Source organism: Kocuria sp. KH4, from assembly GCF_053711175.1.
The window spans coordinates 1-12,181 of the sequence record NZ_JBSJYX010000040.1 but is presented as its reverse complement, the minus strand read 5'-3'; the positions used below and the strand labels follow the sequence as shown (position 1 = coordinate 12,181).

The following is a 12,181-nucleotide window of genomic DNA, read 5'->3' as shown; positions in this document are numbered from 1 at the left end:
CAACGGAGCGATCAGTTCCCACAGCCGGTCATCGACCTTCCACGACTGCGTTCTCGTCGTCATCACGCCACAGTCAATGACGTCGAGGGCTCCGAGCAACGACCGACCGGGTTATGAGACCAGGTCTAAGTATTGGGTGTTCTACGATGACTAACTCGACAATCGCCTACGACCCCGCCCCGACGGCCGAGCAGGACTCCGCCCCGACCCCGCCGGAGGGCGCGGCGACCCGCCGGACCCGCGGCCCCGGCGCCCGGGGGCGGATCCGCTCCCTGCTCAAGCACCTGGCGCTGATCCTCACGGGCGGGGTGATGATCTACCCGCTGCTGTGGATGGTGGCCAGCTCCCTGCGCCCCAACGACATCATCTTCCGTGAGCCGGGCATCCTGCTCGAGACCTTCGAGAGCGCCAACTACACGGACGGGTGGACCGCCCTGTCCAGCCCGTTCAGCGTGTACCTGTTCAACTCCGCGGTCGTGGTGCTCGGGTGCATCGTGGGCAACCTGGTCTCCTGCTCGATGGCCGCCTACGCCTTCGCCCGGTTGGAGTTCCGGTTCAAGAAGCCGGCCTTCGCCCTGATGCTCCTCACGATCATGCTGCCGTTCCACGTGGTGATCGTGCCGCAGTACATCATGTTCTCCCAGATCGGGTGGGTGAACACCTTCTGGCCGCTGATCGTGCCGAAGCTGCTCGCCACGGACGCGTTCTTCGTCTTCCTCATGGTGCAGTTCATCCGCGGCATCCCGCGGGACATGGACGAGGCGGCCCGCATCGACGGCGCCGGCCACGCCCGGATCTTCGGGCAGATCATCCTGCCCATGATGGTCCCAGCCCTGGCCACCACCACGATCTTCACGTTCATCTGGACCTGGAACGACTTCTTCAGCGCCCTGATCTTCCTCACCGACCCGGACATGTTCACCGTCCCGGTGGCGCTGCGCGCCTTCGTGGACGCCACGGGGGAGTCCTCCTGGGGCTCGCTGTTCGCGATGTCGATCGTGTCCCTGCTGCCGGTGTTCATCGCCTTCCTCGTGGGGCAGAAGTTCCTCGTCAAGGGCATCGCCACCACCGGCATCAAGTAGCCCGCCCGGGCTCCGCGCCGGCCGGCACACCGGCCCCCGTCCCCGCCGGCGCGGACCCCGCCGAAGACCACCCACCCCCAGCAGAAGGAGCACTCGATGCGCAGCGCAGACCCCACCGGCCCGGACGGCACGGCACCGCGGGAGGGACGGACCCGCTACCTCCTGGTCGGCACCGGGAACCGGTGCGAGATGTACCTCCGCTCGCTGCTGGACGACCACGCCGACGTGGCCGAGCTGGTGGCGGTGGGCGACAGCAACCCCGGACGGGCCGAGCACTACCGCCGGCTGGCCGAGGAGACCGCGGGGGTGCCGGTGCAGGTCTTCGACCCCGCGGCGCTGACCCGCACGATCCGCGAGCAGGGCATCGACCGGGTCATGATCACCACCCCCGACGCCACCCACGCCGACTACATCTGCGAGACCCTGCGCGCCGGCGCGGACGCCGTCGTCGAGAAGCCCCTGACCGTCGACGCGGAGGGCTGCCGCCGCGTCACCGCGGCCGTGGCCGAGACGGGCCGGGACGTGGTGGTCACGTTCAACTACCGCTACTCCCCGCGCAACACCGCGCTCAAGGACCTGGTGCAGTCCGGGGCGCTCGGCACCGTCACCTCCGTGGACTTCAGCTGGATGCTGGACACCGTCCACGGCGCCGACTACTTCCGCCGCTGGCACCGGCAGAAGCAGAACTCCGGCGGGCTGCTGGTGCACAAGTCCTCCCACCACTTCGACCTGGTCAACTGGTGGCTGGGCGACACCCCGGAGCGGGTCTACGCCTCCGGCGGCCTGCGCTTCTACGGGCGGGACAACGCCGAGGCCCGGGCGCGGGCGGGCGCCCCCCGGACGCCCGGGGCGGACGGCGACCCCTTCGCCCTGGACCTGCGCTCCGACGACCGGCTGCGCCGGCTCTACCTCGACCACCAGCACCACGACGGCTACCGCCGGGACCAGGACGTGTTCTCCGACGGGATCACCATCGAGGACAACCTCGCGCTCGTGGTCGACTACGCCCGCGGCGCGACCCTCTCCTACTCCCTCAACGCCCACGCGCCCTGGGAGGGCTACCGGGTGGCCGTCAACGGCACGGCGGGCCGGGCCGAGCTGGACGTCGTGGAGCGCGCCGCCGTGCTGCCCGCCGCCGGCGGGACCCCGGTGGACCCCTCGGTCACGGCCGGGGCGGAGCAGAACGGGGCCAGGCGGCGCGGCGAGCGGCTGGTCCTGCAGCGCCACTGGGGCACCGCCGAGGAGGTGCCCATCCGCAACGGCTCCGGCAGCCACGGCGGCGGGGACCGGCTCCTGCTGGCCGACGTGTTCCGGGGGCCGGGGGCGGACCCCTACGGGCGGCCCTCCGGCTACCGCGACGGCGTGGCGGCCGTGTCCGTGGGCATCGCCGGCAACCGCTCCCTCGAGACGGGCGCGCCGGTGCGGATCGCCGAGCTGGAGCTCGGGCGCGCCGCCGCGGCCCGGCGCAGCGAGGTCCCGGCATGACCCGGGTGGTGGTGACCGGCGGGTCCGGCCGGCTGGGGCGCAGCGTCGTGGCCGGGCTCGCGCAGGCCGGCTACGACGTCGTCGGCGTCGACCGCGACCTCCCGACCGAGGAGCAGCTGGCGGCCGCGCACCCGGCCGTGGAGCACCGGGCCGCGGAGCTCACCGACCCCGGGGCCACGCTCGCGCTGATGCGCGCCGTGCGCCCGGACGCGGTGGTGAACCTCGCGGCCATCGCGGTGCCGTTCAGCGCCCCCGAGCACGTCATCCTGCAGACCAACGCCGTGATCGCCCACACCGTGGCCGAGGCCGCCACCGAGGCCGGGGCCCGCCGGATCGTGCTGGCCAGCAGCCCCACCGTGCTCGGCTACGGCTCCCCGAGCGGCTGGCTGCCGCCCGCGTTCCCGCTGACCGAGCGGACCCCGCCGCGGCCGTGGCACGCCTACGGGCTGTCCAAGCTCGTCGCGGAGCAGGTCGCGCAGATGTTCGCCGCGGCCCGGGGCGGGGCCGTGCGCTACGCCTCCTTCCGGCCCTGCTACGTCATCGCCCCCGAGGAGTGGGCCGGCGCGCCCACCCAGCAGGGCCACACCGTGCGCGAGCGCCTGGACGACCCGGCGCTCGCCGCGCCGGCGCTGTTCAACTACGTGGACGCCCGCGACGTCACCACCTTCCTCGGGGCGCTGCTGGAGCGGATGGGCGCCGTCCGCAACGGGGACACCTTCTTCGTGGGCGCCGCCGACGCCCTGGCCCGGCGCCCCCTGGCGGAGCTCGTCCCGCAGTTCGTCCCCGGCAGCGAGGAGCTCGCCGCCGGTCTGACCGGGACGGCGCCGGCCTTCAGCATCGACAAGGCCCGCGAGGAGCTGGGCTGGGAGCCGGTCCGGACCTGGCGCACCGAGCTGCGGGAGGACGCCGGGGACCCGGCCCCCGGGGAGCTCGCCGGCACCGGGCGGCACGGGAAGGACACCGCATGAGCATCGCCGCCGTGCGCACCGAGCTGATCACCGCCCGGCTGCTGCGCAGCTGGGGCCCCGACGCCCCGCGCAACCACCTGATCGCCGTCACGGTCGTGGCCGACGACGGCGCGACCGGCACCGGCTTCTCCTGGACCCCGACCATCGGGGCGCGGGCCGTGCAGGCGCTGCTCGACGACGACCTCGCGGCCTTCGTCCGCGGCCGCCCCGAGCACCCGGAGGTGCTGTGGGACGACGCCTGGAAGTTCCTGCACGAGGGCGGCACGGGGCTCACCGGCATCGCCCTCGCCGGGATCGACCTGGCCCTGTGGGACCTGCGGGCCCGGCGCGCCGGCCTGTCGGTGCCCGCGCTGCTGGGCCGGCGGCAGCAGGACGTGGCCGTCTACGGCTCCGGCGTGAACCTGCACTACGGGCTCGACGAGCTGCAGGAGCAGGTGCGCCGCTGGGTCGCGGCGGGCTTCGGCGCCGTCAAGATCAAGGTGGGCCGGCCGGAGCTGCGCGAGGACGTCGAGCGCGTGGCCGCCGTGCGCGAGCTGCTCGGCCCCGACCGGGGACTGATGATCGACGCCAACCAGCGCTGGGACCTGCCCACGGCCCGCCGGGCCCTGGACGCGCTGGAGCCCTTCGCCCCGTCCTGGCTGGAGGAGCCGCTGCGCGCGGACGACCTCGAGGGCTACCGCCAGCTGCGCCGGTTCAGCCAGGTGCCCATCGCGCTCGGGGAGAACCTGCACAACGTCTACCGGTTCCGGGACTTCATCACCGCCGGGGCCGTGGACATCGTCCAGCCCAACATCGTGCGGGTGGGCGGCATCACGCCCTTCCGGCGGATCGTGGAGCTCGCCCGCACCCACAACGTGGGGATCGCGCCCCACCTGCTCCCGGAGCTCTCGGGGCAGCTGGCGCTGACGCTCGCGGAGCCGACCATGGTGGAGGTGGTCGAGGACGCCGGGTTCGCCGAGCTCGGCGTCCTCGCCGAGCCGTCCCCGGTGCGGGTCACGGGCTCGCGGCTGGAGCTCCTGGACCGTCCCGGTCTCGGCCTGGCGCTGCGGCAGCAGGCGCTGCCCGCCCTGCAGGGGGCCGCGGTCTGAGGCCGGCCGCGCCCGCGGCGCGGGACCCCCACCGGCCCCCGTGCCGCGGCGGGCGGCTCAGGTGCCCGCGGGCGCCGGTCCGCTGAGCGTCAGGGGCTCGCCCAGGCGCCCCACGAGGATGCGCGGCTCGAACTCCGGATAGGCGCCCCGGAGGCCCCGGCGCCGGGCCACCGGGCCGAGCACCGCGTGCCGGTTCGTGGCCGTGGGGCCGCCAGTCGTGCACCGTCCCCGGCGGGACCCAGAGCTCGGCGCGCACCAGCTCCCCGCCGGAGTCTGCGGAGCTCACCAGCACGACCGCGCGCTCCTGGGTGACGGGGTTGACGTAGACGTTGCCCGTTCTGCCGCCCATGCTCCGACGCTAGGCGCGGCCGGGGATCCGCGCGCCCTCCGCACCCACTGTGACGGCACGGCGCCGCTCCGCCGCGCGGTCCGCGGCCGTGCGCTCCGGCTCCGGGGCGACGGCGGCGCGCCGGACCTGCTGCCGGGCCCGCAGCAGCGCGTCCGTCTGGCTCGTCCAGCCGAGCCGGTGCCGCTCGAACCGGGGCACCAGGCCGGCGATCGTGAGGACGACGCCGAGCACCACCGTGCCGACGAGCGAGTCGTACGGGGCCCGGCCCCCGAGCAGCGTGAGCCCCATGCCGGCCATCGCAGGGGCCGTCACCAGCACGCCGAGAGCGGCCACCACGTCCGCCAGGGTGATTCTCATCTGCAAACCTCCTGGGCACGAGGCTAGACCTTCGTCCAGTCCGGGGCACACTGTCCCCCTCGCATGACGTGCCGGCCCCGGGAACGGCCCCGGACGGGCGGTTGCCGGCGGACGCAGCGGCGGGACCGCCGTGCGGACGGTCCCGCGGCCGCGGGACGGGGAGCCGGTCAGCACTCCACGACGTTGACGGCGAGCCCGCCCAGGGCGGTCTCCTTGTACTTGTGGCTCATGTCCTTGCCGGTCTCCCGCATGGTCACGATGACCTCGTCGAGGCTCACCCGGTGCGTGCCGTCGCCCCACATGGCCATCTTGGCGGCGTTGATCGCCTTGGCCGCGGCAATCGCGTTGCGCTCGATGCACGGGATCTGCACCAGGCCGCCGATCGGGTCGCAGGTCAGCCCCAGGTTGTGCTCCATGGCGATCTCGGCGGCGTTCTCCACCTGGGCGGGCGTGCCGCCCAGGACCTCCGCCAGCCCGGCGGCGGCCATCGAGGAGGCGGACCCCACCTCGCCCTGGCAGCCGACCTCGGCCCCGGAGATCGAGGCCTGCTCCTTGTAGAGCACTCCCACCGCCCCGGCCGTGAGCAGGAACCGGACCACGATGTCCTGCCGTGCGGCCCCGAGCGCCTCCGGGCCCTCGGCGGCGGCGGCGCGGGCCGCGGGGGAGTAGTGGGTGGCGTAGAAGAGCACCGCCGGGATGATGCCGGCCGCCCCGTTCGTGGGGGCGGTGACCACCCGTCCGCCGGAGGCGTTCTCCTCGTTGACCGCCAGGGCCACCAGGTTCACCCACTCCGGCCAGAAGCCCGGGTCCCGGTCCGGGTCCTCGGTGCGCAGCCTCCGGTGCCACTCCGGGGCGCGCCGGGCGACGTCCAGTCCGCCCGGCAGCGGCCCGGTGCGCCGGAGGCTGGAGTCCTTGCACTCCTCCATCACGGTCCAGATGTGCAGCAGCTGCTCCCGGATCTCGTCCTCGCCGCGCCACGTCCGCTCGTTGGCCAGCATCACCGCGCTGATCGGCCCGCCCGTGCTCGCGCAGTGGCCCAGCAGCTCCCGGGCGGTCCGGAAGGGGTGGGGCACCTGGGCGCTGGCGGACTCCAGCTCGGCCGCGGCGGTGTCCTCCTCGCCCTCCTGGACGATGAACCCACCGCCCACGGAGAACCAGGTCTGCTCGGCCAGCACGCCCCCGGCGCCGTCCAGCGCCTGGAAGCGCATGCCGTTGGTGTGCCGCTCCAGGACGGTCAGCGGGTGCTGCACCATGTCCTCGACGCCGTAGCGGACGTCCGTGCGGCGACCGAGGGCGGCGCCCAGCCGCAGCGTCCCCGTGCCGGCGATGTCGGCCAGCCGCTCCTCCACCTCGTCGGGGAGGACCTGCTCCGGGTCGTAGCCCTCCAGGCCCAGCAGGATCGCGGTGAACGTGCCGTGGCCGCGGCCGGTGGCGGACAGCGACCCGTAGACGTCCACGCGCAGGTCGGCGGTGCGCTCCAGGAGGTCCTGGGCGGCCAGGGCCGCGGCGAAGCGGCGGGCGGCGCGCATGGGGCCCACGGTGTGGGAGCTCGAGGGGCCGATGCCCACGGAGAAGAGGTCGAAGACGCTGATGGCCATGATGTGCTCCAGACGAGGAAGTTCCGTGGCGGTGCGGGGGCGCGGAGGGGATGTCCCTGCGCGCCCCCGCCGCCGCCCGAGGGGTGGGCGGTGCTCCGGTCCTCAGCGGCCCGCGCCGAGCGGGCCCGGGCCCGGGGAGAGGGGTGCGCCGCGGCCGGCGCCCGGACGCGGGCCCCGGGGATCCCGGGAACGGCGGTCAGGGCGCCGGCGTCCGCGCTCAGGCGAGCTCACCGCCGTTGGCCTCGGCGTACTCCTGTGCGGAGAGCAGCGGGCCCTCCTCGGCGACCTCGACGGCGAACAGCCAGCCGGCGCCGTAGGGGTCCTCGTTGAGCACGGCGGGGTCCTCCACGGCCTCGGCGTTGACCTCGACCACGGTGCCGCTCACGGGGGAGAACAGCTCGGAGACGGACTTGGTCGACTCGACCTCGCCGCAGACCTCGCCCGCGGTGACGGTGGAGCCGGTCTCGGGCAGGTCGAGGTAGACGACGTCGCCGAGGGCGTCCACGGCGACCCGGCTGATGCCGATCCGGGCCGGGGAGGCGGAGTCGATCCACTCGTGCTCCGCGGAGTAGCGGAGGTCGGGCAGGACGGTGCTCATGGTGTGGGGTCCTTTCGGTGCGGGGTGCGGAGGTTACGGCCGGGGCCGGTGGAGGGGCGGGGGCGTGCCGTCGAGGGACTCGCGCAGGCGGGCGCGGGCGCGGCCCTCGACCCGGCGGGCCCCGCGGGCGGCGCCCGGGCCGGCCTCGGAGAGGGGGGCGTCCCGGCGGCGCTGCCGGCCGGCGCGGGGCGGGGAGGCCGCCGGGCGCGGGCAGCCGCGGCCGGCCGGCCCGGCGCCGTGTCTGCCGGGCCGGGCGGCGGGAGGGATGGGGGTGGGGGTCATCGAGGAACTCCAGGATTCGGCGCGGTGCGCCCGCGCGGTCTGTGGGTTCCTCCCCGATCTGTTGCACAGCCTGAGAGTTTCCGCCGCACCCGGAGGGGTGGGGCTTGCTCCTTCGGCGAGCGCGGAGCACTCCGCGCTACTTTCCAGATGTGCCTCGGTGCGACGGTGCGGGGGCCTGAGAGTTTCCCGGGGAGGAAATTGCTCCTACGGCGCCCGATCGGTGTGGCTGAGCGGGACTCTCCCGCCGCACGTCGATGGCGACAGCTTTGTGACTACGCCCACAACCGTAGAGGAGATGCCCGCGGAAGGCAAAGCGCCCTCGCGGGTTCCGGGCCGGGTCAGCGCTCGAGCGTGGCGGGACGGTCCCGGCCGCGCACCCGGGTGACCGGCCAGCGGGGGTCCACCGACAGCGGCCGGGGCCCGTCGGCGCCCAGCAGCACGGTGTCCTCGATCTTCACGCCGGGGGCGGACGGGTTCCACGCGAACGCCTGGTGCTCGTGCACCCGGTCCGGGACGCCGGGGGCCAGTCGCGGGTCGCGGCCCGCGTAGCCGGCCGGGCCGCCCTGGTGGTGCCGGGTCCACTCCCCGGCGTCGAAGCCGTGGCGCGGGTAGGCCTGCTGCAGGACCGGGAGCACGTCCGCGAGCGGCAGCCCGGGGCGCAGGGCGTCCAGGACGTCGGCCTCGACCTCCGCGATCCCCGCCTCGGCGTCGGCCTCCTGCGCGGTGGCGGGGCCGAAGCGGACCCAGCGGGTGACGTCGGCGATCAGACCGCCCCGGCGGGCGCAGACCACGGCCATCGCCCGCCGTCCCAGCGGGGCCGCGGTCGGCAGGGGGTGGCGGTGCGCCTGTCGCTCCGCGCCGCCGCACAGGAGCACGAGCGGCTCCGCGCCGCGCCGCACCAGCCCGGCGGCCAGCTCGGCGGCGACCTCCCGCTCGGTGCTGCGCGGGGTGGCCCGGCCCAGGACGTCCGTGAGCACCGCGGCGGCGACCCGGCACAGGGCCTCGTAGCGCAGCGCCTCCCCGGGCAGCAGGGACGCGCGGGCCGCCCGGAGCGGTGCCGCGAGACAGTCCTCGGCGAGCACCGCCATCGAGCGGGCGGCGGGGAACCAGCTCTCCGGGGCGGCCGGGGCGGCGTGCCACGGCAGCTCGTGCAGCCGGACACCGTCGGGCAGCTCCTCGGCCGTGAGCCGGGCCGCCTCGCTGGTGGAGGTGACCACCTCGTCCCCGTCCTGGTGCACCAGCACGGACGCCACCGGCGGGCCGGCGAGGGAGACGTGCACGCGGGCCCTGTCGAGGTACCAGGACACCGCCGTGGCGCTCTCCAGGAGGACGGCGTCCCCGCCGTGCTCCTGGAGCACGCGCAGGACCCGGCGCCGCTTCTCCGCCCGGTCGGCGCCCGAGGAGCTCATGCGCCCGGGTTCCCGGCCGGGCCGCGGCTCCCGGTGCCGGGGCCCTCGGCGGCCCCGCGGCTGCGGGCGGCGCCGTCGAGCAGGGCCTCCACCCCGGCGGGGTCGAGGCGGCCGTCCACCACGAGGACGTGCACCGCCCGCTCGAGCGGGGCCTCCCGCGTGGTGGCCACCGGGGCGTCCCAGGCCGGGGCGAGGCCCACGCCCGGATAGCCCGAGACGCGGACGAACCACGGGTCCGCCGACGGCCCGCCGTGGCGCAGGACGAGCGTGGCGGGGCGCCCGGCGAACTCGGCGCAGAAGGCCAGCCACGGGGACACGCTGCCGTGCACGGCGTCCTCGCCCGCGGCGGCCGCGGTGAACACGTCCGCGTCCGTGCAGGCGGGCAGGCGCCAGAAGAAACCGCCGTAGCCGCCGCCGGCGCGTCCGTTGGCCCCGGGACTGGCCAGCTGCACGGGACGGTCCCCGGCGGGGGAGAGGCGGAAGCGCAGGCCGAGCTCCCAGGCGTGCTCGGCCACGGGGTGGAACGTCCAGCGGCGCTCCTCGGACAGGACGGCGGTGCCGTCCGGGCCGAGCCAGGACAGCTCCTCGTCCAGCCGGTCCTGCGTGGCGTGGGCCGCGACACGGATGATCCGGCCGTGGTCCTCGCGCCACACGTACCGCTGGGCCTCGCGGGTGTAGGTGCGCCCGCCCCAGAAGTTGAGGCCGTCGACGTCCTGCAGGGCGGTGCTCACGCCCAGGTGCCAGACGTGGTCCAGCGGCTGCTGGTCCGTGACGGTGACGCCGCCGAGGGTGCGGACCGGGTGCAGGAACGGGCGGGGGGAGGAGGTCGGGGCGACGTCCTCGCCCGTGCGCACCCGGGCGACCTCGTGGCCCGCCACGAGGAAGCGCTCGCCGGTCGCGGCGGGCACCGCCCACGGCGCCCCGATCCCCGTGAAGCCGGACTGGGCCGCGACCGCGCGTGCCGCCCAGGACTCGACGCCGGGCAGGACGGCGCGGCGGGCCCCGCCCTCCTGGACCCACCGCACGTGCTCGGCGGCGATCGGCACGGGGTCCGGGGCGGTGCGCACGGCGTCGAGCACCCGCATGAACGCCCCCGTGGCGGCCAGGGGGCAGAGCAGCGCGGCGCCGTCGCGGCGGGCGGCGATCAGGTTCTCCAGCAGGTTCGTGCGCCCGGGAACGACGGTCCGGGTGCCCTCGGGACCGGAGACGGTCAGCTCGTCCCGCGTGTAGTGCAGCACCGCCCGGCCCTCCGTGCCCTCGACGGTGACGAAGGGGTCCTGCTGCTCGGCGGCGCACAGCGTCAGGGCGCACGTGACGGGAACACCGGACGCGGTACGGACCTGCACCACCGAGGTGTCGTCGGACTCGATCGCGTTGGCGCGGTACAGCTCGGTGCGCAACTGCGCCACGTCCCCGGCGGTCCGGGCGCCGGCGATGTGCAGGGCGGTCATGACGGCGTGGGCCAGCGGGTTCGTGACCACCCCGTCCACCACGTCCACGCCGCCGATGCGGCGCCGGCCGGCCCAGGGGGAGCGGGTGAAGTAGTCGGTGTCCCGGGACCACAGGCCCGTGGCGCCCACCGCGCGCAGCTGCCCGATCTCCCCGCTCTCCAGCAGCCGGTCGATGAGCCCCAGCGCGTGGGAGCCGAGGCTCTGGAACCCCACCTGGACGAGGCGGCCCGCCTCCTCGGCGGCCTCCAGGAGGCGGTGGAACTGCTCCAGGTTCGCCACCGGCGGCTTCTCGAGCAGGACGTCCGCCCCCAGGCCCAGGGCCGCCAGGGCGAGGTCGAAGTGGGTGTCGATCGGGGTGGAGACCACCACCACGTCGACGTCGAGTCCCGCCGCCCGCAGCTGCTCCAGGTCGCCGAACATCGGCACCTCGGGCCCGAGCGCCCCGTCGTCGTCGGCGCGCCGGTCGACGGCCGCGATGAGCCGGACGCCGCCCTCCTCCTCGAGCCGGCGGATGTTCGCCAGGTGCCGTCCGCCGAAGCCACCGATCCCGACCAGGCAGACGCGGACGGGGGCCTCCCCGCGGGCGTCGGCCCGGTGCGGCTCGGCGGTCGGGGCGGGAGCGGTCTGGGCATGCACGGGGATCTCCTCGGACGTAGCGGGAATGCGCTTTCCAACGTATCGGCGCGGCGTCGGTGTGTCAACGGTCACATCATCCGCCCCGGTGCGGCGCCGCCGCGCCGCGGATCCGGGAGCCCGGGCCGTCGCCCCGGAGCGGGCCGCAGGGCCGGGCGTCCGCGCGGCGGACGCCCGGCGACGACGGCGGGCCCGGCGCCTCCCGGGGGAAGCGCCGGGCCCACGGTGCTCGTCCCGTGGTGGGGCCGATGCCGGTGCCGGTGCCGTTGGTCAGTCGGGTAGGCGGGTGCCGGTGGTGGTGTCGAAGAGGTGGAGGTGTTCGCGGGTGGGGGTGACCCACAGGGTGGTCCCGGCCGTGGGTGGGGTGCGGCCTTCGGCGCGCACGACGATCTCGTGGGCGCCGGGGCCTTCGGTGTGGGCGGGGTCCTCGGCGGTGGGGTCGATCTGGACGATGGTGTTGGCGGCGGTGACCGGGGCGAGGTGGCCGTAGACGAAGGCGTCGGCGCCGAGCTCCTCCACGACATCGGCGACGATCGGCAGCCCGGTGCCCTCGGGCGCCGGGGTGAGGTCCTCGGGGCGGATGCCGATGGTGACCTGGGACCCGGTGAGGGCGGTGTGCTGGGTGCGGGTGAGCTCGATGCGCAGGGTGCCCAGGGTCGCGGCCCCGTTGGTGACCGGGGCGCGGAAGAGGTTCATGGCCGGGGAGCCGATGAATCCGGCGACGAACTCGGTGGCGGGCCGGTCGTAGAGGTTGCGGGGGGTGTCGACCTGCATGAGGTGTCCGTCCTTGAGCACCGCGACCCGGTCGCCCATGGTCATCGCCTCGACCTGGTCGTGGGTGACGTAGACGGTGGTGACGCCCAGGCGGCGGGTGAGGGAGG

At 75.4% G+C, this 12,181-nt stretch carries 12 protein-coding genes and 1 riboswitch; of the genes, 4 read left to right on the top strand and 8 right to left on the bottom strand.

Annotated features, from left to right (window positions below; translation table 11 throughout):
• The first annotated feature begins 146 nt into the window (after positions 1 to 146).
• The 4 genes from ACWCOM_RS18140 (at position 147) to ACWCOM_RS18125 (ending at position 4,623) form a co-directional block, all read left to right on the top strand.
• Positions 147 to 1,082, top strand: a complete 936-nt coding sequence (locus ACWCOM_RS18140) for a carbohydrate ABC transporter permease (protein WP_454550149.1) — start codon at positions 147 to 149, stop codon at positions 1,080 to 1,082.
• 96 nt (positions 1,083 to 1,178) lie between these two features.
• Entirely contained in the window at positions 1,179 to 2,567 is a 1,389-nt protein-coding gene (locus ACWCOM_RS18135; protein ID WP_454550148.1) for a Gfo/Idh/MocA family protein, read from the top strand.
• Entirely contained in the window at positions 2,564 to 3,535 is a 972-nt protein-coding gene (locus tag ACWCOM_RS18130; RefSeq protein ID WP_454550147.1) for an NAD-dependent epimerase/dehydratase family protein, read from the top strand. The genes ACWCOM_RS18135 and ACWCOM_RS18130 overlap by 4 nt, the downstream gene beginning before the upstream one ends.
• On the top strand, positions 3,532 to 4,623 hold the full coding sequence (locus ACWCOM_RS18125) for a mandelate racemase/muconate lactonizing enzyme family protein (RefSeq protein WP_454550146.1): 1,092 nt from the start codon (positions 3,532 to 3,534) through the stop codon (positions 4,621 to 4,623). Before ACWCOM_RS18130 ends, ACWCOM_RS18125 begins: the two co-directional genes overlap by 4 nt.
• Before the next feature lie 57 nt (positions 4,624 to 4,680).
• Here ACWCOM_RS18125 and ACWCOM_RS18120 read toward each other — a convergent pair whose 3' ends face one another.
• The 8 genes from ACWCOM_RS18120 to ACWCOM_RS18085 all read right to left on the bottom strand — a co-directional run.
• Positions 4,681 to 4,806, bottom strand: coding sequence for a hypothetical protein (locus ACWCOM_RS18120; RefSeq protein WP_454550145.1), 126 nt, complete (start codon positions 4,804 to 4,806; stop codon positions 4,681 to 4,683).
• Positions 4,807 to 4,981: 175 nt separating this feature from the next.
• Positions 4,982 to 5,329, bottom strand: coding sequence for a hypothetical protein (locus ACWCOM_RS18115; protein ID WP_454550144.1), 348 nt, complete (start codon positions 5,327 to 5,329; stop codon positions 4,982 to 4,984).
• A gap of 167 nt (positions 5,330 to 5,496) precedes the next feature.
• Entirely contained in the window at positions 5,497 to 6,927 is a 1,431-nt protein-coding gene (locus ACWCOM_RS18110) for an L-serine ammonia-lyase (protein WP_454550143.1), read from the bottom strand.
• A gap of 217 nt (positions 6,928 to 7,144) precedes the next feature.
• Positions 7,145 to 7,525 carry a glycine cleavage system protein GcvH gene (gene gcvH / locus ACWCOM_RS18105; RefSeq protein ID WP_454550142.1) on the bottom strand — a complete coding sequence of 127 codons (381 nt, stop codon included), beginning with the start codon at positions 7,523 to 7,525 and terminating at the stop codon, positions 7,145 to 7,147.
• Positions 7,526 to 7,558: 33 nt separating this feature from the next.
• Positions 7,559 to 7,807: a hypothetical protein gene (locus ACWCOM_RS18100; protein WP_454550141.1), complete on the bottom strand. Its 249-nt coding sequence runs from the start codon at positions 7,805 to 7,807 to the stop codon at positions 7,559 to 7,561.
• A gap of 153 nt (positions 7,808 to 7,960) precedes the next feature.
• A riboswitch (glycine riboswitch) is annotated at positions 7,961 to 8,061 on the bottom strand.
• Between the two features lie 84 nt (positions 8,062 to 8,145).
• Positions 8,146 to 9,216 carry a M24 family metallopeptidase gene (locus ACWCOM_RS18095; RefSeq protein WP_454550140.1) on the bottom strand — a complete coding sequence of 357 codons (1,071 nt, stop codon included), beginning with the start codon at positions 9,214 to 9,216 and terminating at the stop codon, positions 8,146 to 8,148.
• Positions 9,213 to 11,303, bottom strand: coding sequence for a DUF6807 family protein (locus ACWCOM_RS18090; protein WP_454550139.1), 2,091 nt, complete (start codon positions 11,301 to 11,303; stop codon positions 9,213 to 9,215). The genes ACWCOM_RS18095 and ACWCOM_RS18090 overlap by 4 nt, the downstream gene beginning before the upstream one ends.
• A 267-nt stretch (positions 11,304 to 11,570) precedes the next feature.
• On the bottom strand, positions 11,571 to 12,181 hold a 611-nt coding region (locus tag ACWCOM_RS18085), incomplete at its 5' end, for an ABC transporter ATP-binding protein (RefSeq protein ID WP_454550138.1).